Source organism: Pseudomonas sp. LPB4.O, from assembly GCF_038383825.1.
Lineage (GTDB): Bacteria > Pseudomonadota > Gammaproteobacteria > Pseudomonadales > Pseudomonadaceae > Aquipseudomonas > Aquipseudomonas putida.
In genome coordinates this window covers 1,463,754-1,485,644 of the sequence record NZ_CP151298.1, presented here as the reverse complement: position 1 = coordinate 1,485,644, position 21,891 = coordinate 1,463,754, and the positions used below count along the sequence as shown (strand labels likewise).

The 21,891-nt window shown below is 60.5% G+C and carries 20 protein-coding genes; all 20 read right to left on the bottom strand.

Going from position 1 to position 21,891, the window contains the following annotated elements:
* Positions 1–36: 36 nt before the first annotated feature.
* Positions 37–1,050 (bottom strand): glycosyltransferase family 4 protein, encoded by a 1,014-nt coding sequence (locus MRBLPB4O_RS06725; protein WP_341797873.1) that lies wholly within the window; start codon positions 1,048–1,050, stop codon positions 37–39.
* A complete protein-coding gene (locus tag MRBLPB4O_RS06720) occupies positions 1,047–2,036 on the bottom strand; it encodes an SDR family oxidoreductase (RefSeq protein WP_341797872.1) in 990 nt (329 codons plus the stop codon). Before MRBLPB4O_RS06720 ends, MRBLPB4O_RS06725 begins: the two co-directional genes overlap by 4 nt.
* Complete coding sequence (locus tag MRBLPB4O_RS06715) at positions 2,036–3,145, bottom strand: DUF1972 domain-containing protein (protein WP_341797871.1); 1,110 nt, start codon at positions 3,143–3,145, stop codon at positions 2,036–2,038. Before MRBLPB4O_RS06715 ends, MRBLPB4O_RS06720 begins: the two co-directional genes overlap by 1 nt.
* The gene (locus MRBLPB4O_RS06710) at positions 3,135–4,226 is read right to left on the bottom strand and encodes a glycosyltransferase family 4 protein (RefSeq protein ID WP_341797870.1); all 1,092 of its coding nucleotides are present in this window, start codon (positions 4,224–4,226) and stop codon (positions 3,135–3,137) included. Before MRBLPB4O_RS06710 ends, MRBLPB4O_RS06715 begins: the two co-directional genes overlap by 11 nt.
* Positions 4,223–4,930: an acyltransferase gene (locus MRBLPB4O_RS06705; protein ID WP_016500998.1), complete on the bottom strand. Its 708-nt coding sequence runs from the start codon at positions 4,928–4,930 to the stop codon at positions 4,223–4,225. Before MRBLPB4O_RS06705 ends, MRBLPB4O_RS06710 begins: the two co-directional genes overlap by 4 nt.
* A complete protein-coding gene (locus MRBLPB4O_RS06700; RefSeq protein ID WP_341797869.1) occupies positions 4,927–5,775 on the bottom strand; it encodes a hypothetical protein in 849 nt (282 codons plus the stop codon). The genes MRBLPB4O_RS06705 and MRBLPB4O_RS06700 overlap by 4 nt, the downstream gene beginning before the upstream one ends.
* Entirely contained in the window at positions 5,735–7,000 is a 1,266-nt protein-coding gene (locus MRBLPB4O_RS06695; protein ID WP_341797868.1) for a hypothetical protein, read from the bottom strand. The genes MRBLPB4O_RS06700 and MRBLPB4O_RS06695 overlap by 41 nt, the downstream gene beginning before the upstream one ends.
* Positions 7,001–7,002: 2 nt before the next feature.
* Positions 7,003–8,436 (bottom strand): hypothetical protein, encoded by a 1,434-nt coding sequence (locus MRBLPB4O_RS06690; RefSeq protein WP_341797867.1) that lies wholly within the window; start codon positions 8,434–8,436, stop codon positions 7,003–7,005.
* Positions 8,437–8,439: 3 nt separating this feature from the next.
* Complete coding sequence (locus MRBLPB4O_RS06685; protein WP_341797866.1) at positions 8,440–9,660, bottom strand: O-antigen translocase; 1,221 nt, start codon at positions 9,658–9,660, stop codon at positions 8,440–8,442.
* Between the two features lie 60 nt (positions 9,661–9,720).
* Positions 9,721–10,827 carry a DegT/DnrJ/EryC1/StrS family aminotransferase gene (locus tag MRBLPB4O_RS06680; protein ID WP_341797865.1) on the bottom strand — a complete coding sequence of 369 codons (1,107 nt, stop codon included), beginning with the start codon at positions 10,825–10,827 and terminating at the stop codon, positions 9,721–9,723.
* Positions 10,820–11,290, bottom strand: a complete 471-nt coding sequence (locus tag MRBLPB4O_RS06675) for an acyltransferase (protein WP_341797864.1) — start codon at positions 11,288–11,290, stop codon at positions 10,820–10,822. Before MRBLPB4O_RS06675 ends, MRBLPB4O_RS06680 begins: the two co-directional genes overlap by 8 nt.
* A complete protein-coding gene (rfbC, locus tag MRBLPB4O_RS06670; protein ID WP_016501005.1) occupies positions 11,283–12,254 on the bottom strand; it encodes a dTDP-4-dehydrorhamnose 3,5-epimerase in 972 nt (323 codons plus the stop codon). Before rfbC ends, MRBLPB4O_RS06675 begins: the two co-directional genes overlap by 8 nt.
* A 130-nt stretch (positions 12,255–12,384) precedes the next feature.
* Complete coding sequence (locus tag MRBLPB4O_RS06665) at positions 12,385–13,431, bottom strand: Wzz/FepE/Etk N-terminal domain-containing protein (RefSeq protein ID WP_341797863.1); 1,047 nt, start codon at positions 13,429–13,431, stop codon at positions 12,385–12,387.
* A gap of 221 nt (positions 13,432–13,652) precedes the next feature.
* On the bottom strand, positions 13,653–15,083 hold the full coding sequence (locus MRBLPB4O_RS06660; RefSeq protein ID WP_341797862.1) for an MBL fold metallo-hydrolase: 1,431 nt from the start codon (positions 15,081–15,083) through the stop codon (positions 13,653–13,655).
* Positions 15,084–15,185: 102 nt separating this feature from the next.
* On the bottom strand, positions 15,186–15,449 hold the full coding sequence (locus MRBLPB4O_RS06655) for a lipopolysaccharide assembly protein LapA domain-containing protein (protein ID WP_059395294.1): 264 nt from the start codon (positions 15,447–15,449) through the stop codon (positions 15,186–15,188).
* A gap of 19 nt (positions 15,450–15,468) precedes the next feature.
* Positions 15,469–15,765, bottom strand: coding sequence for an integration host factor subunit beta (gene ihfB, locus MRBLPB4O_RS06650; RefSeq protein WP_003252675.1), 297 nt, complete (start codon positions 15,763–15,765; stop codon positions 15,469–15,471).
* 189 nt (positions 15,766–15,954) lie between these two features.
* The gene (locus MRBLPB4O_RS06645; RefSeq protein WP_341797861.1) at positions 15,955–17,019 is read right to left on the bottom strand and encodes an acyltransferase; all 1,065 of its coding nucleotides are present in this window, start codon (positions 17,017–17,019) and stop codon (positions 15,955–15,957) included.
* An 81-nt stretch (positions 17,020–17,100) separates the two neighbouring features.
* Positions 17,101–18,777, bottom strand: a complete 1,677-nt coding sequence (rpsA, locus tag MRBLPB4O_RS06640) for a 30S ribosomal protein S1 (protein ID WP_003252673.1) — start codon at positions 18,775–18,777, stop codon at positions 17,101–17,103.
* 124 nt (positions 18,778–18,901) lie between these two features.
* Positions 18,902–19,588, bottom strand: coding sequence for a (d)CMP kinase (gene cmk / locus MRBLPB4O_RS06635; protein WP_016501010.1), 687 nt, complete (start codon positions 19,586–19,588; stop codon positions 18,902–18,904).
* The gene (locus tag MRBLPB4O_RS06630; protein ID WP_341797860.1) at positions 19,585–21,837 is read right to left on the bottom strand and encodes a bifunctional prephenate dehydrogenase/3-phosphoshikimate 1-carboxyvinyltransferase; all 2,253 of its coding nucleotides are present in this window, start codon (positions 21,835–21,837) and stop codon (positions 19,585–19,587) included. The genes cmk and MRBLPB4O_RS06630 overlap by 4 nt, the downstream gene beginning before the upstream one ends.
* Positions 21,838–21,891: the final 54 nt, after the last annotated feature.

Genomic DNA, 21,891 nt, shown 5'->3' with positions numbered 1-21,891 from the left:
CCTGACATGTCTACTGTCTTCGTCCTATCACTTTAGCTAGTGTTCGAGCTCACCGGCGCGCCAGCGCACGGCCAGATATGCCAATGGCAGGTAGGCAATGATCACACCCCACACGCCGTCCAGGCCCAGCAACAGCACACACAGGGCAACTGGCAGCAGCCAGAACAGGTTGATCGCAGCCACCGCCAGGGTTACCGGCAGGTGCTTGCCATAGTGACGAGAAGCAAACTGGTAGGCGTGGCTGCGGTGCGCTTCGTACACCTTGTCACCGCGCAGCAAGCGGCGGATCAGGGTGAAGGTGGCATCTACGACAAACACGCCCAGCAGAATCAGCCAGCACCAGAACAATTGCGGCGAAGCCCACCCAGCCTGCAGCGACAAGCCCGCCAGTACAATGCCAAGGAAGCCACTGCCGGCATCGCCCATGAAGATCTTGGCCGGCGGGAAGTTCCAGAACAGAAAACCCAGCGTTGCCGCAGCCAGCAACAGCGGCAGTGCCATCAATTGCGGCACACCGGCCAGGGCCGATAGCAGCACCATACCCAGGCAGGCGGTGACCGCTTCGACGCTGGCAATGCCGTCGATGCCGTCCATGAAGTTATACAGGTTAAGCATCCACACGGTGTAGAACGCCGCAAGAATGAAGCCGAACCACTGCAGGTCGAGGGTAAAGCCGAACACCTGCAACGGCGCCAGGCCGCCCAGCCAGTACAGCATCCACGCGGCGGCGGCGAAGTGGCCAAGCAGGCGCCAGCGGGCAGCGATGTGGCCGTGGTCGTCCATGAAGCCGATTACCGCGATCAACGCCCCTGCCCCACCAATGGCGACCAGCGGCGCCAGCGGCACGGCACCGGCCATGCCCAGTAGCGGCAGGCAGGCCAGGAAGCTCAGCACAATGGCCACGCCACCGCCCCGGGGGGTGGGCACGGTGTGCGAACTACGCGCGTTGGGCACGTCGATGATCTGCTTGTTCAGGGCGTAGCGCCGTAGCGCAGCAGTCAAAAGCAGGGATGCCCCTGCGACGAGGGGAATAAGCCACCAAACCGTCATTTGTCTTGCCCTTTCATAAAATTGAGTGCCGTGGCCCGCAGAGCCTGGTCCACATCCAGCGGGGGCTGCCAGCCCAGCAGTTCACGGGCTTTGCCACTGTCTACCTCCAGCGACCCGCACAGGCGCTGCGCCAGGCCGCCCTTGCCGGCGAGGGTCGCCGCCCCCTTCAGCCAGCTGGCAGGTACGGGCAGCAACCTGGCGGGCTTGCCCAGTGCCTTGCCCAGCCGCTGCAGCAACTCGGTGGTGGACAGGTCGTGGCCATCGCTGGCCAGGAACGTCTGGTTGGCGGCGGCCGGATGGTCGATGCAGGTCACCAGCAAGTCCACCAGGTTATCCAGGGCCACCAGGCTGCGCTTGTTGTGGATGGCGCCAAACGGCAGCGGCACGCCTTTGCTCAGCCAGTTCATCATGCTGCGGAAATTGGCTTTCACCCCAGGTCCATACACCAGCACCGGGCGTACGATCACCACTTCCAGCCCGCTTTGCGCTGCCAGCTGGCGCAGCCCGTCTTCGGCTTCGCGCTTGGAGATGCCGTAGGGGTCTGAAGGCGCTGGCGCCTCGTCCGCGCTGAAGGGCTGGCGGCCGTCGGTGGTCTCGCCATTCACCTTCACCGAGCTGACAAAGATGAAGCGCCGTACACCTGCCTGGACCGCAGCCCGAGCCAGGTTCAGGGTGCCTTCAACGTTTACCCGGCGGAACTCGGCCAGTGGGTCGGTGGCGGTTTCGTGCATCACGTGCACGCGGGAAGCCAAGTGGATAACGGTGTCCACCTGGTCGAAGTGCCCGGACGCAACGTCCACCGCCGACAGCTCGCTGAATGCACGGTAATCCACGCCCTCCAGCGGCTGCCCGGGCAACTTCCGCACCAAGGCCCGTGGCGCCCGGCGCTCGTCTGCAGCAAGCCGCTGCAGCAGCACCTTGCCGACAAAACCGCTACCGCCGGTGACCAGGATGCCTGGGCATTGTGCGTTGCCTTGCCCGGCCATCAACCTCTCCCCGCCCGGCCCAGCAATCGGGTGAACACGCTGCGGTACTGCTCCGCTACCACCGACCAGCGGTAACGGCGGTTGGCAATTTCATGCAGGTGCGTCGACAGTTGCGCACGAGCGTCAGCATCGCCCAGCAGCGTCTGTACGTGGTTGCGCAGCGACGTGCTGTCGGCAAAGTACAGCGCCTGGTCTTCGGTAGTGGCACGGTTGAATGACACATCGAAGGCCACTACCGGCAAGCCCAGCCACATGGCCTCGACCAGCGACGGGTTGGTACCGCCGGCGCTGTGGCCGTGCAGGTATACCGTGGCATTGCTGCGCAGGGGGCTCAGTTGCTCTACGTCGTAGATCGGGTCCAGCAGGTGAATGTTGCTCACCCCTTCATACTGCTTGCGCAGTTGCACGCCGTATTCGCTGTGGTTCCAGTTGCCGATGATCGCCAGCGGCATGCCAGACCCGGCAAAGGCCTCGAGAATGACGTGGATGTTGTTCTCCGGCTCGATGCGGCACACCGTGAAGGCGTAAGGCGCGCCAAGGAACGGGTACGCCTGGCGGGCTTGCTCGCTTGGCTGGCCGGCCCGGGCCTGGTCACCACCGTAGGCAATCAGTTCGCTGGGCTTGTTGTATTCGGCGGTCACATACTCCTGCAGCACCTTGTTGTCGGTGATGACCGCGTGGGCAAAGCGCACGGCCACGGCTTCAGACAGTTTCAGGAACCAGCGGGCGAAGTTGGACCATTTGGCGCGCTTCCATTCGTAGCCGTCGATGTTCACCACGATCGGCTTGCGCGTCAGCAGGCGCATGAATGGCAGGGCGATGCAGCCGGAAACCCCCAGGATCAGCATCAGGTCATGCTTGCGGTAGGCGTGCAGCATGCTCAGCACGTCGTACGGAATGCTTTGTACGCCATTGGCCTTGAGGTTCAGGTAGACCAGGCGGGCACGTTCGAAAAACTTCGGGCGCTCGGGGTAATGCGGCGCGCTGCAGTACACGGTGAGCTCGCAGTCACCCGGCAGGTTGCGCACCAATTGTTCGGTCAGTGTTTCCCAGCCACCGTATTGGGCGGGCAAACCTACCGTACCAATTACTGCAATCTTATAGGTCATCAAACACCATCACGATATTTTTCTGGAAGTTGGCGGTGGAAAACTCACTCGCTTTCATGCGTGCGCGCTCAGACAATGCCTGGCACAGCTGTGGGTCCTGCGACAGGCGCGCAACCGTGCGCACCAGCTGTTGGTGGTTTTTCGAGTCGATCTGATAACCCTCTGCCCCATCACTGACCAGCTCCACCGGGCCGCCTACCGGGGGCACGATGGTCGGGATACCAAAGGCCATCGCCTCGAGAATGGTCAGGCCAAAGGTTTCGACCCACCCATCCACATGGGACAGGTTCAGCACCAGGCTGGCTTCGCGGTAGAACCTCGCCACGTCGGCGCTGGCCGGGCTAAGGGTGAGGTTTTTCGGCAATACCTTGCCGGCGAAATAAGTGTCCACTTCCTGGGCGCTGGCATTGAGCACCAGGGTGAACTTGAGCACCGGGTCCGCAGCCAGTGCCGTGGCCAGTGCGATGAACTCGTCGACGCCCTTGTAGCCCTTCAGCGACGCCAGCATCAGCACATTGAAGCGGCCGCCATGAAGATGCTGGTACGCCGTGGCCATCGCCTGCTGCTGGAAGCCCTCGGCCAGGCCGTTGTAAACGGTCACCGCTGGCACCCCGGCAACGCCCTCTTGTGCCTGCAAGTACTTCGACACGTAGACCACCTTGCTGGCACAGCCGGCAATCACCCGCCGCAGAAACGCCTTGAGCAGCGCAGGCCGAATGGAGGTTTCGTGCACGTGGTAAACCACTTTGGCACCGCGCAAGCGGGCAGCCAGCGCCGCACCGAAGGGCAGCATGGTATTGATCAGCACAACGTGCCCGGGGCGCACCTTGCGCAGCAGGCTGAAAAACAGCGCCAGTTGCGAACCGGCATACGCCAGCAGTGTCAGCCAGCGGTTGTCGAAACGCTTGTAGGCAAACTTGCAGGTGCGCACCTGCAGTTCGTCGAGCACGCCGTGGCCGCTGCTGCCCACATGCAGGGTGCAGTCGGCCCCACTTTGCTGCAGCGCGGTGATGGTCTGGTTAAGTACCCGGGGGCTACCACTGTAATCATTCAGCAAATGAACAAAGTGCAACGTTTTCATGCCACCCCTTCTTCTGCGATGCGCGCCTTGATGAACTTGGCAGGCACACCGCCATAAATCGAGTTCTTGCGGTACACACCCGCAGCCACCACGGCCCCCGCGGCAAACACGCAACCGTCTTCGATCACCGCGCCATCGAGCACGGTCACCTTGGCGCCAATCCAGCAGTTGCGGCCAACCTTGATGCCTTGGCGGGTCACGCCCTGCAGGCGGATGGGTTGCAGCGGGTCTTCGAAGTTGTGGTTTTCAGAATGAAAGCTGACAAAGTTGCCGATGATGGTGTCGCTGCCAATCTCGATACCGCCGGCGCAACCCAGGAAGCAACCGGCGCCCAGGCCGACGTTGTCGCCAATTACCAGGCCCTTGCCGATGTTGGCCAGGCTGCCGGTGCACTCGATGATGATGTGCTTGTTCAGCGATACCGCAGTGCCGAAGCGAATGCCGTCATTGGACAAGGCATCGACGAAGCAGCCCTGGTCGATCACCAGCCCAGGCCCGTACTGGATCTTGCCCACTTCCTTCAGTGTCACTCCCGAGCCGATGAACGCCAGCCGCCGCTGGCGAAGCCGGATCACCCCGCGACAGGCCATTACCAGCTTGCTCACGATCAGCCCCAGCAGGTAGCCCGACGAGATGCGCCGGTCGATCACCATTGGGCGCTTTTTAACCACCAACACCAGTTTTTCGAGCAAGGCATGCATCATTTCACGGCCCTCACCTGGGTAAACAAGGCCTTGATGAAAGCCGGGCGACGATAGGCCAGCGCTTTGCGAAAGGCAGCATAGACCAGGTACAGGTCCAGCAGGCCCCGCTGCAGCAGGCTGTGGGAATGAAAGCTGATTCGCAGGCCGTGGATCATTTCCTCGAAGCGGAACAAGGCACGCTCCGGGGTATCGGCGCTGTGTTCGGACAGGTCGTGGGCAATTTCCACATCCAGCACACAGGCCTTGGGGAAATACCCCTCGTAGCGGATGAAAAAATCGGTATCGGTGGCATAGAAGCGCAACCGCTCGTCATAGAAAGGCGTCATGCGCTGGAAGCACTGGCGGGTGAAAATCAGGCCGCTATTGATACCCAGCAGGTTTTTCGAGTCCACCAGGCCAGGGGCCACATCGGGGGTAAGACGGCCCATGAACAACCAGCGCTGGCCGGGGCTGACCAGTTGCCCATGGCTGACCAGGCGGGGCATGAACACGCCCACCTGATCGCCACCCGGCGCACTGCGCACCTTGCCGATCTGCGTCAGGCAACTGGACAGGCGAATGTTCGAGTAGTTGGTGTCGTCGTCCGAGATCATGAACAGCTCGACCCCGGCGGCAAATGCCTCTTTGGCCACCTGATTGTAGATGACCGACAGCCGCTGGTTGTCCGCCTCGTACCAACGTACGCCTGGGCACGGCTGCGCCATGCTGGGAGAGTTGTTCCAGACGTGCAGTTGCAGGTCGACACCCTCATCCTGCAGCAGTGCCTTTTGTGCGAGCAGCGACTGCAGGGCAATCGAGTCCTGGCTAGCTTTCCGATACAGAACGATCAGTACGGCCAAGCTCAACTTTTGTTCTTCTGTTTTCACCAATGATCACCATCACCACGATCGCGAATATGTAAAGGACCACACTGTTCGTATAGGACTGGAAAAAGAACGAGCTCAGGAAGAACGGGTAACTGGCAATCACGAAGTTGCCCAAACCGTTCTTCCATGCGCTGGCATGCGGCCTGTCCCGGACGATGATCGTCACCAGCTTGTGATACCACAGAATCAACCCGGCCATGATCAGCGCGCCAACCCAGCCGCAGGTGGCCAGCAGGTTGAGCCAGAACGAATCGAACCAGTACGGCTGGCCCGGGCCCACCGAACCAAAGCCATAGCCCATGGGGTGCGCGCTCAGCACCTCGTACATGTGCAGCCACTGGCGCTCACGGTCCAACGCAGACAAGTCCTGGGTGTAACCCATCGACAGGTAGGCAAAGATCGCCACGGTCAGGCCAACGAACTGCAGGTAACCCAGCAGCGAAATCAGCCAGGCCGTACGCAGCACCCGCGCCACCACCAGCATCGCGCAGATGCACACCAGGCCGATCATGGCCGTGCGCACCGAACCGATCGCAATCAACCCGCACAGCAGCACAAACGCGGCGCTCAGCAACAGGCGCCGGGTAAGCGACCAGTGGCGCCCGCTGAGCAACACGGCCAGCGTCATGGCGGCGGTATTGAGAATGACGGCGGAAAACTCCAGAGTGCCGGTGAAGAAGCCGGAAACCCGCGGCAGCCCGTCACGCATCGAGTTGTACGGCTGCAGTTCATAACCTTTGGCGGTAAGCAGCGGCCAGTACCAGAACTGTTCGGCCGAGGCGATGGTCAGGTATTGGTACAGCGCATACACGCCGGTGAGCACGCTCATGGCCAGCACCGACCAGTACACATGGCGCAGCTTCTTCTCGGTCGACACCGCCTGTGCCCAGATGGCCACGGCCATACCGATAAACACCGGCACGGCCAATGCGCGGAACATGCGCAACGACCCTGCGCTCAGGTCACCGAACAGCAGGTACAGGAAGGCGAAGAACAAAAGGATCAGCAACGACCGCCCCACCTCGAGGTTGACCACACCCCGCGCCGTGATGCTGGCCAGTGCCCGTAACAGCAGCCACATGATCATCAGCAGGCTGATCATTTCGCGCCAACCGGCAAAGGCACTGCCCAGGCCGAGCGTCAGCACTGCAAAGTCGCTGAAGAACAGCAGGCCGAACAACACGCCGATAAAGATCTTGATCACACTCACCCTCGCGCTTTGGCAAACCTGGCCAGCCGCAACAGCGTGACCTTGATGAGGATCTTGATGCGCGGCACCCAGGCGTAGGAAAGCAGCGCTCGCAACGCCAGCTTTGTGTCCATACGGCACAAGGCGTCGAAGACATCCGCAGGCACCATGCTAGTGACCTTACCTGTCGGTTTCATGAAATCGAGGTTGCCCGACCACGGCAGCATGGTCGCCAGCTGGTTTTCGCTGTATTCGCCACGCTCGATGCAAGCCAGGTAGCGCGCTTTCACGGCTTCTAGCGAGTTCACCTGCTTCACGGCTTCGACCACCGGTGCACTGGGCCGCGGTTGCTCGATGCTGGCCAGCAGTTGGTCGACGCTGGCTACCTTCAGGCTGTCTGCGGGTGAATAGCCCTGAATGGGCGCAACCAACCCGACACAGCGCCGGCCCTTGAGCAGTTGTTCAGCGAACGCCGTGCCGCCGGGTATAGGGTAGCTGTCCAGATAAAAGTCGGCTTTTTCCGCAAACGCCAGGTAGTCCTTGTACGGCAGGTGACGGCGGATGAAAAAGCGCGTGGGGTAACGCAGCTTCACTGTCCACCACCAGGTGTTGGTCAGCGGGTTGGCACCAATGATCCAGCACTCGGCGTTCGGGAACCTGTCGAGAATAGCCGTGATCGACGGGCGCATGTCCAGGCCGCCATGGGGCTTGTACTTGGCCGCCGAGGCGGCACTGAACACCTTGATCCGCTCATGCGCGGGCGCGGCGTCCGGCACTTTTGCGCCGCTGGTTTCGATCGGTATCGCCAGGAAGCTCTTCTGGCAGGCGAGGTGTTTTTTCTTGTCGAGGTGGTGCCCGTAGGCGCTGATCTCGAAATACACATCAGCCACTGAAGCGCCGAAACTGAACACATGGTCGGCGTGGTTGACGAAATACACTGTCACCGCGGCGCCACGCTGCTGCTTCAGCAGGCCACAGGCGACCGTGGTGATGATGTCGTCAGGGTGAATGTGCAGCACCACCTTGTCGTACTGGGCAAGGGTGTCGACGATGGATTGCAGCCGCGCGCACGGGTCCTCACCCCGCGCCACTTCGATGTGGGCGAAGTAGTCATTCAGGCGTTCGATTACCTGGGGTTTGGCGCTGCGCGCCACCAGCAGGTCCACGGGGCCCTCGTGCATGTGCGCCAGGCGCTCCATCAAACGGGTGTGCCCGCCTTGCAGGTAGGGTTCGCTGACCACGTGCAGGCAGCCCCGGGATGTGCCGCTGGCGACCGGTACCGTGACCAGGCTGGTGCACTGGGCTACCAGATGGCGCTCCAGCGCTGCGGCCTCGTAGATGTCCAGGTCCACGGCCCACAGCAGTGCACCATAGACTTGCGCCTCAGCCAAAGCCGGCCCTGGTGCTGCCTTCAGTATCCGGGCGTGCAGCTGCTCAACCACTTGCTTCATTGCTCAGCTCCGTGCCGAATCAGCGACAATCGACGACAAACGCCGGAAAACCGTGAAATACATGACGATTGCGTACAACAGGTAATTAACCGCGTAGGCAAGTGTGACCTTCTCATACCCCCAGAGTTGCGTGAGGTACACGGTCAGGGCGTAAAGCGACAAAGTGGCGAGGATTTCCGTCACCAGGTACAGCCGCGTCAAGGCCTTGCCCAGCATCAGGTAGGCCATCAGCCAGCTGGCGATCTTCAGGCTGTCGCCCACCATCTGCCAGGCGAACAGCTCGCGCATGGGTAGGAACGATTCGGAGAACAGCACCTGGATGATGAAATCGCGCAGCAGGTAGATGATCAGCCCGGCCACTATGGTCATGGGCAGGATCAGCTTGTAGCCCTGCAGAATCTCCCTGCGCAGCTCACCGGCATCCTTCAGTTCGGACAACCGCGGCAGGTAATACACCGCCAGGGTGGTGGTAATCAGCATGAGGTACGCCGAACTCAGGCGCCACATGGCTTCCCAGTATCCCGCTTGCTCCCAGCCAAAGGTATTGCCCAGGTAGTCCCGCAGGAACACGTGGCAAACCGGCAGGGAACAGGCCGTGACCACGGCCATCAGCGCAAACTTCGACAGCCGCCTCAGGGCCTGACGGTCCAGCCCGCCAAAAAAGTCGCCAAGGTGGAACCAGGGCGTGCGCATGCAGATAACCAGGGTGGCCACGAAGCTCAGCGACTGATACACCGCCAGCGCCACAAGCGCACCGTACAGCCCAAGCTGGATGGTCAGCGCACAGGTGACCACCAGCGAAATGAGGCTGCCGAGGATATTGGCCAGCACATAGCGGGGCACATCCTTCTTGCCGTTGAGCACGCCAAGCAATAACGAGTTGAAGGCAAAGAACACCAGCGTGGCGGCAAACCAGACCAGCACCGACGCCAGCGATTCGTCATTGAAAAACCAGCTGGCCAAGGGCTTGCGCCGTCCCATGATCAGTACTGCGAGCAGCAGCGAAACCACCACCGACAGCGTGCCGGCGGTTCTCCATATCTTGCGCTGCTCGTCGGGCTGTTCGGCGAATTCCGCCGTGTACTTGGTAACGCCGGTGCTGACGGCACCACTGGCCAGGGTGGTGAACATGGTCACCGCATTCTGCAGCTGGCCGATGGCCGCGTAACCGGCCGGCCCCACATACAGGGCCAACACTTTGTTAAGGCCAAGCAAGGTGGCCATCTTTACCGCAACCGCTATCGCATTGAGAAGACTAGTTCTGATCAGGGTCATACCTGGCACTCAAGGACGCGAAAAGCTGTTGCAGGCGTCAATGACGTGCTGGATAGAGGCCACAGTCAGGGTCGGGTCCATGGGCAGGCTCAGTACCTGCTCATGCAGCCGCTCGGTCAGCGGTAGCGAAAGGTCGGCCAACTGCGGGTAGGCCTGCTGCCGATGCGGCGGTATCGGGTAGTGCACCAGCGTTTGCACGCCCTGTTGAGCCAGATGCTGCTGCAACTGCTCACGGCATTCACTTCTCACCACAAAAAGGTGCCAGGCGTGCTGGCCGGCGACGCCCGGGTCGGGCAACTGGATCGCCGGGTTGTCGATGCCGGCCAGGTACTGCTGCGCAACTTGCTGGCGCAGGCGGGTTTCGTTGTCCAGGTACGCCAGCTTGACGCTCAACAACGCAGCTTGCAGTTCGTCCAGGCGGCTGTTGACCCCTTGGTACATGTTCATGTACTTCACATGCGAACCATAGTTGCGCAGCGATTTCAGGGTGTCGGCCAGCGCATCGTCGTTGGTGGTGACTGCACCGGCGTCACCCAGCGCGCCAAGGTTCTTGCCTGGGTAGAAGCTGAAGCCCGAGGCATCGCCCCACGCCCCTGCCCGGCGCCCATCCAGCTCGGCACCGTGCGACTGGGCAGAATCCTCAAGCACCAGCAGGCCATGCTCCCCGGCGAATGCGTTGATCGCCGGCATGTCGGCCAGTCGGCCGTACAGGTGCACCGGCATGATCACACGGGTACGCGGGGTCAGCGCTTGCGCCAGGTTGTGCGCGCCCAGATTGAAGCTGCCTTCATCAGGCTCCACCAGCACGGGTACCAGTTTGTTCTCGGTAATCGCCAGGATGGTTGCAATGTAGGTGTTGGCAGGTACCAGTACCTCGTCGCCCTCGGCGATACGCCCCAACAGCTTCCAGGCCCGCAAGGTCAGGGTCAGCGCGTCCAGGCCGTTGGCCACGCCGATGCAGTGCTTTACCCCGCAATAGCCGGCGAACTGGGTTTCAAACTGCTTGAGCTTCTCGCCCATGATGTACCAGCCCGAGTCGATGACCTCGGTGCAGGCATCGATCAACGCCTGACGGTATTGCGCATTCACACCTTGCAGATCGAGAAACTTAACCATTGCGGTCTATCACCCTGATAATTTTTGCTGGATTCCCTACAACAACGGCATAAGGCGGGACGTCTTTGGTCACCACTGCCCCTGCGCCCACCATCGCGTACTCGCCAACGACAATGCCTGGCAGCAAGGTCGCATTGGCACCAATGCTGGCGCCACGCTCCAGCGTAATACCGCTGAATTGCTCCGGGTAAACCTTGGAGCGCGGCATCGCGTCATTGGTAAAGGTGGCATTGGGGCCGATGAACACGTCATCGGCAATGCGGGTACCGTCCCACAGGTAAACACCGGACTTCACCGTCACGTTATCACCCAGCACCACATCACCTTCAATAAGGGTATGCGCACAGATGTTGCAATTACGCCCGATCTGCGCACCTTTCATGATCACCACGAATTGCCACACCCGGGTGCCTTCACCGATGAAGTCGCTTTTCACATCGGCCAGTTGATGAATGCTAGGCATTGCGCTTCAGCTCCGTGAACGAGGTGTAGTCACGAATGTAGTCGGCCTCGTCGTAATGGGCGTCGGCCAGTACGAGCAGCACGCAGTCCGGGCTGAAATCATGCATTTCGTGCCAGACCATGGGGGGAATCAGGATGCCCTTGTTGAACGCGTCCAGCCAATGGTCTGTGCGGGTGGTGCCATCATCCATGACCATCCGGCAACGCCCTGACACGCAGATTGCCAGCTGATTGAGTGCCTTGTGGGCGTGGAAGCCACGGGAAACCCCTGGCAGCGTTTCGGTCAGGTAATACACGCGCTGTATGGCGAACGGTACGTTATCCAAGGCTTGCAGGGCTACCAACTGGCCACGATGATCACCCAGCACCTTGAACAGTTCGGTCTGGGCAAGCGCCCCTTCCTCCGCGACGTTCAGGTGGTGGCGGAACGACGGGGCCTGGTTATCCTTCTCGCTGACAATGAGGCCGTCGCGCATTGGCCATTCAATCGCCAGGTCGGGGTCATCCCAATGGATACTGCCTTCGGCGTCCTTGTTGTACACATCCGTTGTCTTGTACAGAAAATGTGTTTCGTCCTCGAGGGCAATAAACCCGTGCGCGAACCCTTCGGGAATCCACAGCATGCGGTTATTGTGTTCGGTCAGCTCAACACCTACCCACTGCCCGAACGTCGGAGAGCCAGGGCGGATATCGACCGCCACGTCATAGGCCGCACCACGCACTACCCTCACCAGCTTGCCCTGGGCATTCGGCGAACGCTGGAAGTGCAGCCCGCGCAGCACACCGCGATGGGACATCGAGTGGTTGTCCTGGACGAACGCACGGGGCTTGCTCAAGCCCAGCTCAAGCAATGCGCCATGAAAGCGTGTTTCATTGAAGGTTTCCGTGAACCACCCGCGATCATCCTCGTACACGGCGGGCTCGACTATGACTACATCGGGAATGTTCGTTTGAACAAGCTTCATCGGTAAACCTTTGGCATGATTTTTTGTCGGGGCCAGTCGCGCCGCCCCCCTTTATTAGTGCAGTTTCACCGTTTGCACGGCAAATGTCTCGCGCAAAATGTGGCGTGCGCGATGCTGTTCGTTTCCCGGGTCAGGCCCGGCGTCTTTGCAAATTCTGTACGGCATATCTCAGGGTAGCGATCAGGCAACCCAGGCCCAGGCCAACAATCACACCCAAGGCAACGATCAAGTTCCGCTTAGGTTTAATCGGTACATCTGGTTGTTCTATCGTGCCGTCAAGCTGATACACACTTACATTACGCTTCGCGGCAACCAACCCTTGGTAAAACTGCTTTCTCGTTTTTATTTCGCTGAGTTCAGGAATGAACGGGTCTTCACTTTTACGTTGTTGCAAATTGGCAATCTCGGCGGCCAACGCCTTGCTGCCACGCATGTAAGTCAGCTCGCCATCCATTTTTGACGACAACGCCTTGGAGATTTCGCCGTTTATCAGCGGGGGGTTTTCCAGGCCAATGGCATTGGCAATACGCAGTGCCTCTTGCAGGCGGGTAATCTTGTCTTCACGTTGTCGCTGGCCGTTTTCACGCAGGTTGTCGAGTTCCAGCTGCAAGGCGTTTGCGCGGACATCGGCCTCTCGGGTGGCATCCTGCAACAGCTCGGCCTTGGCGGCGGCGCTGGCCTTCTCGACATAGGCAGCAGCCCACTGTGAAGCCACGACAGGATCACGCCCACGGAAGGCGACATAGGCACGCGGCGGCTCACCTGCCAGTTGCACGACATCAAAGGAGCCATTGAACGCGGCATACAATGCACCTTGCGTCCCCTGCCCCGCATCTGCGGAAGGCAAGTAAACTTCCTTGAAGAACTGACGACGCAGGGTTTCACCGTTCAAATGTTCGACGAAGATATCAAAAACCTTACGCGACGTGAAAGGCTCCAACCCGGTCTGGCTGGTACGGCCATAGTTGAGATCGGCGATATCACTGGTCGCCGGGGCTGCCAGAAATACTTTGGCCTCGTAAACCGGTTTCGCCAACAGTGCATAAGCCAGTGCAACTGCAGTGACTACAAGCGCTACCAGAAAGATGAGAAGCTTTTGCCGCCACACACCTTCCAGAAACTCCAACAGGTCAACTTCTTCACTTTCGTTACTGCGGCGCTCAAGGTCATTGCGCATTTCTTGTGTTTTTCCTTGGGTCTGACTGTGTACACGGTTTCTGGCATACCAAAACATCACGAGCGACTGCCCGGAACCCGACCAGGCGCACGCCTCTTGAGTGTAGCGGCATTATGCCAACATCTTACACATCCAGCGCCAGGGTTAGTCGCAGTAGATAAACGCTAGCGTGATTAGTTCCCGCCTTGCGTCGGCCAGCACTCCATAGTCAGACCAAGGGTTCAGGGTATGCACACCTCCAGCCCAGCACCCTCGCGCGCGGCGCGCTGCATCAGGGCTTTTTTCAACGTGGTTTTCGCGGCTTTTTCGCCATGCACCAGCAGCACCTTGCCTGGCTGCACCGGGCCACCGAGCGCGAACTGCAGCAAGCCTGCCTGATCAGCGTGCGCCGAGTACCCTGACAGCGTCATGACCTTCGCCCACACCTCATACATCTGGCCATCCAGATCGATCTGCACAACCCCCTCTGCGCCTTCGCCGGCCTGTATCATCGCCCCTGGCGTGCCCTTGGCCTGATACCCCACGAACATCACCTCATGTCGCGCATCCGCCAGCATGGCCTTGAGGTAATTGACAATACGCCCACCCGAGCACATGCCATTGCCGGCAATCACGATCGCAGGCCGGCCGGTGCTCTTGAGGTAGTTGACCACCTGCTGGTGTCGGGCATGGGAGTCCACGCTGATCAGCTGGCTGAAGCCCAGGGGGTCGCGCCCTTCTGCAAGGCGCGCCCTGGCTTCGACATTCCAGTAGTCGTGCAGCTCCCGGTACACGCTGGTGATGCGTTGGGCCAGGGGTGAGTCGAGGATGATGGGCAACTGCGACCAGTCGAGCGGGTCGCCATCAGGCCCGGGACCAGCGCCGCCCAACAAAGCCTTGCGATGAAGGATGTCTTCGAGCTCGTATAACAGCTCCTGGGTGCGCCCCAGGCTAAAAGCCGGGATGAGGATGGTACCTTTGTCGGCCAAGGCGCGATCGATGGCGGCTTCCAGCCGCTGCCTGCGGTCGCCGGCCTGCGCATGCAGGCGGTCGCCATAGGTGCTTTCCAGCACCAGTACGTCGGCACGCTCCGGAGGCTGGACCGGGCGCAGCAACGGGTTGCCACAGGCACCCAAGTCGCCCGAAAACACATAGCGGGTATTGGCTAGCTCATGCTGCATGTCGCACTCGACATAAGCCGAACCCAGCAGATGCCCGGCGCGCTGCAGGCGAATACGGCAAACCAGGCCAGGGCGCTCGACCACCGCGTGCCACCGCTCAAAAGTCAGCGGCACGATAAGCTCACGGATGAAATCGATGTACCGCGACACCTGCGCAGGCTCGCTGCTGATGCTTAGCTTATAGGCATCTTCCAGTACCAGCGGCAGCAGCCGGGCGGATGGCTCGCTGCACAGGATAGGGCCGCGATAGCCGGCGGCCAGCAGCGCAGGAATGCGGCCAACGTGGTCGAGATGAACATGGGTAACAACCAGGGCCTGGATGCCCTGTATGTCGAAACCGAGCGCCGCGCTTTCGGCACCCGGTGCAGCCTCGCTCCCCTGCTCAAGCCCGCAGTCGATCAGCAGACTGGTGGCTGAATCAAGGTGCAGCTGGTGGCAAGACCCGGTGACACCACGGGTACCACCGTGATGGGAAAGGCTGGGGTATTCCATGCTGCGCACACTCGCCGGGGCCGAAAATGAAGTGGGCTATTACTCCATGACGGCCGGTGCATGCATAGGTGAGACTTTCCTAAGTAGGTGCAGGAAACTTCCTTAGTTGCTGCTCAGTGCCGCCTGACGGGCAGACTCCCTGATCTTGCGCTTGCTGCGCTGCACGCCGTAGGCCCCCAGCAACGGCCCTACTGCCAAGCCAATGACCAGGGCGGCCAATACCAGCACGGCAACCGGCATTTCCGGCGCAGCCCAACCGAACAGGACCAGCGACACGGCTTGCTGGTTCTCCAGCACGAAGAACAGCACCACAGCCGCCAACAGCAGCACGAACACCGCCGCCAGGGCGCGCTTGAGGTTACGCATCAGAATGCTCCTTGATTGTTCAGGCTTCAGCCTCGTCTTCTTCGTTGACCCGGTCACGCAGCTCTTTGCCGGGTTTGAAGTGCGGCACAAACTTGCCCTCGAGGCTGACCGACTGGCCGGTCTTCGGGTTACGACCCACGCGCGGGGCGCGATAATGCAGCGAGAAGCTGCCAAAACCGCGAATCTCGATGCGATCACCAGTGGCAAGGCATTGTGACATCTGCTCAAGCATGGTCTTGATGGCCAGCTCCACATCCTTGGACGAGAGCAGCCCCTGATGGGTGACAATACGTTCGATCAGCTCCGACTTCGTCATATTTTTCCCTTCGTTATCAAGCAGCTAGATCATTGCTTAACCAGTTTGTAGCACGCCGGGAGGGATTTGAACAGGGCGGTTCTTGACTTAATAAAAAAATTCAAGATTGAAGTTTTACAAGAATGGTCTAGCCGAAGGGGTTACCAGGAACCGCCCCATCGCCGGCATGCCGGCTCCCGGCCCCCTCTCTCACGCCAATTGCTGCCGAGGACTTTCCTGCGAAAAGCGCTTTCGTATCGCCAGCGCAGGCTTCTCCACCAGCTGCCACGACGCATACCCCGCCACCCACGAGGCCGGCACTGCAACCAGCATTAGCCAATATGGCCCGGCCCACGGCATCGCCCCCGCCAAAATCTGCTGAATCGGAAACGCATACAGGTAGATACCGTAGGAGTAGTCCTGCACCACCGAAGGCAGCTTCAACTGCGGGCAATACGCAAAATAAAGCGTGGCGTAAATCGTCAGGATGGCGAACGCGAACACCTCAAAACGCCCTCCCTTGCTCAGCAAGAATAACGCGACGCAGCCAAGCAACAGCCACCCGGTGTGCGGTATCACCGCTCGGCACGAATAGAATGCCGACCCCGCCAGGAAACACACCACCAGCTTGAATGGGTACGCTGCAAATGCCGGATGCCAGGCATGCAACCCCAACGCAACCAAGAGTGCCGCAAGCGTCAGCCCCGACATTGGCCACCGGAAAAGCCTGGCTACAAGCACCACCACTCCCAATACCAGGTACATGCGCATTTCCAGCGGAATGGTCCACAAACTGCCATTGACCGAAACCCCCTGGAAACGCGGGGTAAAGGTCACCCCAGGCAGTACGAACTGGGCATCTTTGAAAATCAGCAGCGGGCTGTAGAAGTATTTGTATACCTGGGCTTGCGAAAAATACTCGGCAAGCGGCAGCGAGGTAACGGCAGGCCCTAGCACAAAGGCCATGAGCAACAGGCACATCACCAGACCAGGCAGGATTCTGAGCGCGCGTGCCAGGTAGAAATCCCTGGCGCTATTGCGCTCACCGCTGGCAGCGATCAAGAACCCACTGACCACGAAGAACACTTCCACCCCAAGGCTGTGGACGGGCACCGGCATGCCCAGCTGCATAGCAGGGTCCGCGCAACTCAGGCACTCCAGATAGGAAAGCGCAAAAGAATGCCCAATCACCACAGCGGTCGCCGCCAGCAACCGGATGATCAGAAAATTATTATCACGCCCGCGACCTTTCATAACGTCGCCAAACATCAACATGAACACCCCCACGGCTGACGCATTTCAGACATAAAAAAAGGGCGACCCGAGGGTCGCCCTTTTTTACCGATCAAACAGAACTCAGTTCTGCTTGGCCATTGCTTCGCGCAGCAGCGCAGCCATGGTGGTGTCGGCAGCCGCTTCCGGAGCGTTTTTCAGGCTCTGGATGGCTTCACGCTCTTCAGCGTCGTCTTTCGATTTGATCGACAGGCTGATAACGCGGGACTTGCGGTCAACGCTGATGATCTTGGCTTCGATCTCTTCGCCTTCCTTCAGAACGTTACGCGCGTCTTCAACGCGGTCACGGCTGATTTCGGAAGCTTTCAGAGTAGCTTCGATGTCGTCGGCCAGGGTGACGATGGCGCCTTTGGCGTCAACTTCTTTCACGATGCCCTTGACGATAGCGCCCTTGTCATTGACAGCAACGAAGTTGGAGAACGGATCGTCTTCCAGCTGCTTGATGCCCAGGGAGATGCGCTCGCGCTCTGGGTCGACCGACAGGATGACGGTTTCCAGCTCGTCGCCCTTCTTGAAACGACGTACGGCTTCTTCGCCGGTTTCGTTCCAGGAGATGTCGGACAGGTGAACCAGGCCGTCGATGCCGCCGTCCAGGCCGATGAAGATACCGAAGTCGGTGATCGACTTGATGGTACCGGTGATCTTGTCACCCTTGTTGAACTGGCCGGAGAAGTCTTCCCATGGGTTGGACTTGCACTGCTTGATGCCCAGGGAGATACGACGACGCTCTTCGTCGATGTCCAGAACCATGACTTCCACTTCGTCGCCAACCTGAACGACTTTCGACGGGTGGATGTTCTTGTTGGTCCAGTCCATTTCGGAAACGTGTACCAGACCTTCAACGCCTTCTTCCAGCTCAGCGAAGCAGCCGTAGTCGGTCAGGTTGGTAACGCGAGCTTGTACGCGAGTACCTTCTGGGTAACGGGCAGTGATAGCTACCCACGGATCTTCGCCCATCTGCTTCAGACCCAGCGAAACGCGGTTACGCTCGCGGTCGAACTTCAGAACGCGTACGTCGACTTCGTCGCCAACGTTAACGATTTCCGAAGGGTGCTTGATGCGCTTCCAGGCCATGTCGGTGATGTGCAGCAGGCCGTCGATACCGCCCAGGTCCACGAATGCGCCGTAGTCGGTGAGGTTCTTGACGATACCTTTGACTTGCTGGCCTTCCTGCAGGGTTTCCAGCAGGGCTTCGCGCTCGGCGCTGTTCTCGGCTTCCAGCACGCTGCGACGCGAAACAACAACGTTGTTGCGCTTCTGGTCCAGCTTGATGACCTTGAATTCCAGCTCTTTGCCTTCGAGGTGGGTGGTGTCGCGCACAGGGCGGACATCAACCAGGGAGCCCGGCAGGAACGCACGGATGCCGTTAACGTCGACAGTGAAGCCGCCTTTAACCTTACCGTTGATAACGCCCTTGACCACTTCTTCAGCGGCGAAAGCTGCTTCCAGAACAATCCAGCACTCGGCGCGCTTGGCTTTTTCACGGGACAGTTTGGTTTCGCCAAAGCCGTCTTCGACCGCGTCCAGCGCAACGTGAACTTCGTCACCGACCTTGATGGTCAGCTCGCCAGCTTCGTTGTAGAACTGCTCGAGCGGGATGACGCCCTCGGACTTCAGGCCAGCGTGTACGGTAACCCAGTCGCCGTCGATGTCGACAACGATACCGGTGATGATGGCACCCGGCTGAAGATTGAGGGTTTTCAGGCTTTCTTCAAAGAGTTCTGCAAAGCTTTCGCTCATTTTAATTCCTGTAGATTCGGGCGAAACAAACGCCCATAACCACATTCCAGACAATGTGGGTTCGTTTTAAGTAAAGGAAAGCTGGCAGGACGTTGACTGGTGCCCCTGCCTGCTTTCCTGGCGATCAGGCGAGGTCGCGCAGGGCGATCTCGCTTCTGATACGTTGCAACACCTGCTCGATGGACAACTCGGTAGAGTCCAACTGAATGGCATCGGCCGCTGGCTTCAGCGGGGCCACTGCACGTTGGGTGTCGCGCTCATCACGCGCACGAATCTCATCCAGCAGACTCGACAGACTAACATCTTCACCCTTGCCCTTCAACTGCAGGTAACGGCGACGTGCGCGCTCTTCTGCGCTGGCGGTCAGAAAGACCTTCAACGGCGCGTCAGGGAATACCACGGTACCCATGTCGCGGCCGTCGGCGATCAACCCCGGCACATCGCGAAATTCGCGCTGACGCACCAGCAGGGCATCACGCACTGCCGGTAGCGAGGCCACCATCGACGCGCCGGCGCCGACGGTTTCGGTGCGGATGACATTGCTGACGTCCTCACCCTCAAGGATGATCTGTTGCAGCTTACCGGGCTGGGCAGCGATGAACTGCACATCCAGATGGGCGGCAAGCCTGGTCAGCAGCTCTTCGTTGGTCAGGTCGACGCCATGATTGCTGGCGTTGAACGCCAGCAAGCGGTACAGCGCGCCGGAGTCCAGCAGCTTCCAGCCCAGCTCGCGGGCCAGCAGGCCGGCGACCGTGCCCTTGCCCGAGCCGCTCGGCCCGTCGATGGTGATGACCGGTGCCAGCGAATTCACGACTTGCCCTCTTCCGCCACGCGGATTCCCACTTCGGCGCACAGCGCCAGGAAGTTGGGGAACGAGGTGGCGACGTTGGCACAGTCGTGGATGCGGATGGGCGCGCTGGCGCGCAGCGAGGCGACGCTGAAGGCCATGGCAATACGGTGGTCACCGTGGCCATGCACTTCGCCACCGCCCAACTGGCCGCCGTCGATGATGATGCCGTCCGGGGTTGGTTCGCACTTGATGCCCAGGGTGATCAGGCCATCGGCCATCACCTGGATACGGTCGGACTCCTTCACCCGCAGCTCTTCAGCGCCACGCAGCACGGTACGCCCTTCGGCGCAGGCGGCAGCCACGAACAGTACCGGGAATTCGTCGATGGCCAGCGGCACGAGCTCTTCAGGGATGTCGATACCTTTCAGCCTGGCACCGCGCACGCGCAGGTCAGCCACTGGCTCGCCGCCGACTTCGCGCTGGTTTTCCAGGGTGATGTCGCCACCCATCAGGCGCAGGATGTCTATTACACCGGTGCGGGTCGGGTTGATGCCAACGTGTTCCAGCACCAGCTCGGAACCTTCGGCAATGGAGGCCGCCACCAGGAAGAAGGCTGCCGAGGAAATGTCGGCCGGCACTTCAATGCGGGTAGCGGTCAGCTTGCCGCCGGACTGCAGCGAGGCCACCGGGCCGTTCGACTCGACCGCATAGCCAAAGCCGCGCAGCATGCGTTCGGTGTGGTCACGGGTAGGCGCAGGCTCGGTAACGGTGGTCTTGCCTTCAGCGTACAAGCCGGCCAGCAGCAGGCAGGATTTGACCTGGGCGCTGGCCATCGGCAGCGTGTAGGTCAGCCCTTTGAGCTTGTGGCCACCGCGAATGGTCAGCGGCGGACGGCCTTCCGGACCGGTTTCGACCACAGCACCCATTTCACGCAGCGGGTTGGCCACACGGTTCATCGGGCGCTTGGACAGCGAAGCGTCGCCGGTCATGGTCACGTCGAACGACTGACCGGCCAGCAGGCCCGACAGCAGGCGCATCGAGGTACCCGAGTTGCCCACGTACAGCGGCCCGGGCGGCGGCTTGAGGCCGTGCAGGCCAACACCATGAATGGTCACGCGACCGTGGTTGGGGCCTTCGATGACCACACCCATGTCGCGGAATGCCTGCAGGGTCGCCAGTGCGTCCTCACCTTCGAGGAAGCCTTCGACTTCGGTGGTGCCTTCGGCCAGCGAGCCGAGCATGATCGAGCGGTGGGAAATCGACTTGTCGCCCGGTACGCGGATCCGCCCGTTCAGGCGGCCACCCGGTTGGGCCAGGAAAATCAGATCGTTGGCGTTCATAGCGTCCACATAGGCCCGGCGGGCCAGGATTTTACTGAAATGCTCGCGGGCAACACGCGCACGGGTGAATACACCCAGCAACTGGTGCCCGTCCCCTTCTGCGATCGCGTCGCGCAAGGCGTCGAGATCGCTGCGATATGTATCGAGTGTGCGCAGGACAGCGTCGCGGTTGGCGAGGAAGATGTCATGCCACATGGTCGGGTCGCTGCCGGCGATTCTTGTGAAATCGCGGAAGCCTCCCGCAGCGTACCGGAAGATCTCGAGGTTTTCATTGCGCTTGGCCAGCGAATCGACCAAGCCAAAGGCCAACAGGTGCGGCAGGTGGCTGGTGGCTGCCAGCACCTCGTCATGACGCTCGACCGACATGTGCTCCACATCGGCACCCAGCGCACGCCACAGGCGGTCGACCAGAGCCAGCGCGGCCGGGTCGGTTTCGGCCAGCGGCGTGAGGATCACCTTGTGCCGACGGAACAGGGTGGCGTTCGAGGCCTCTACCCCGCTCTGCTCGGAACCGGCGATCGGGTGGCCGGGGACGAAGCGCGGCAGGCGCTGACCGCTCTCGTTTACAAAAACAGAACGCGCCTCACGGACGACATTACCCTTGGCACTGCCGACATCGGTAATGATCGCATCGCCCAGGTCGAGCCGGGCCAGGAGGGCCAGGACTTTTTCCATGGCCAGGATCGGCACGGCCAGCTGGATGACATCGGCACCGACACAGGCTGCGGCGAGGTCTTCTTCGCAGCGGTCGACCACGCCCAGAGCCACGGCCTGCTTGCGCGAAGGGGCGTCCAGGTCGACACCGACCACTTCGCGGCACAGGCCACTTTCACGCAGGCCCTTGGCGAACGAGCCACCGATCAGGCCGAGGCCGACCACGACCAGGCGGCTGATGATTGGCGCGGGTTTGGTTTTTGCTGCTTTTACCACTGGTGCGAACCCTGTTCTGAAATCTGGACAGCCTGCTGGACCCTACGGGGCCGC

Coding starts and splice junctions, on each gene's coding strand:
- MRBLPB4O_RS06680 (WP_341797865.1), bottom strand. CDS start 10,827: ATGGTTAAGTTTCTCGATCTGCAAGGTGTGAATGCGCAATACCGTCAG.
- MRBLPB4O_RS06665 (WP_341797863.1), bottom strand. CDS start 13,431: ATGCGCAATGACCTTGAGCGCCGCAGTAACGAAAGTGAAGAAGTTGAC.
- rfbC (WP_016501005.1), bottom strand. CDS start 12,254: ATGAAGCTTGTTCAAACGAACATTCCCGATGTAGTCATAGTCGAGCCC.
- MRBLPB4O_RS06685 (WP_341797866.1), bottom strand. CDS start 9,660: ATGGCCACCTTGCTTGGCCTTAACAAAGTGTTGGCCCTGTATGTGGGG.
- MRBLPB4O_RS06710 (WP_341797870.1), bottom strand. CDS start 4,226: ATGAAAACGTTGCACTTTGTTCATTTGCTGAATGATTACAGTGGTAGC.
- MRBLPB4O_RS06675 (WP_341797864.1), bottom strand. CDS start 11,290: ATGCCTAGCATTCATCAACTGGCCGATGTGAAAAGCGACTTCATCGGT.
- MRBLPB4O_RS06715 (WP_341797871.1), bottom strand. CDS start 3,145: ATGACCTATAAGATTGCAGTAATTGGTACGGTAGGTTTGCCCGCCCAA.
- MRBLPB4O_RS06720 (WP_341797872.1), bottom strand. CDS start 2,036: ATGGCCGGGCAAGGCAACGCACAATGCCCAGGCATCCTGGTCACCGGC.
- MRBLPB4O_RS06690 (WP_341797867.1), bottom strand. CDS start 8,436: ATGAAGCAAGTGGTTGAGCAGCTGCACGCCCGGATACTGAAGGCAGCA.
- MRBLPB4O_RS06655 (WP_059395294.1), bottom strand. CDS start 15,449: ATGCGTAACCTCAAGCGCGCCCTGGCGGCGGTGTTCGTGCTGCTGTTG.
- MRBLPB4O_RS06705 (WP_016500998.1), bottom strand. CDS start 4,930: ATGATGCATGCCTTGCTCGAAAAACTGGTGTTGGTGGTTAAAAAGCGC.
- rpsA (WP_003252673.1), bottom strand. CDS start 18,777: ATGAGCGAAAGCTTTGCAGAACTCTTTGAAGAAAGCCTGAAAACCCTC.
- MRBLPB4O_RS06645 (WP_341797861.1), bottom strand. CDS start 17,019: ATGTTGATGTTTGGCGACGTTATGAAAGGTCGCGGGCGTGATAATAAT.
- MRBLPB4O_RS06660 (WP_341797862.1), bottom strand. CDS start 15,083: ATGGAATACCCCAGCCTTTCCCATCACGGTGGTACCCGTGGTGTCACC.
- MRBLPB4O_RS06725 (WP_341797873.1), bottom strand. CDS start 1,050: ATGACGGTTTGGTGGCTTATTCCCCTCGTCGCAGGGGCATCCCTGCTT.
- ihfB (WP_003252675.1), bottom strand. CDS start 15,765: ATGACGAAGTCGGAGCTGATCGAACGTATTGTCACCCATCAGGGGCTG.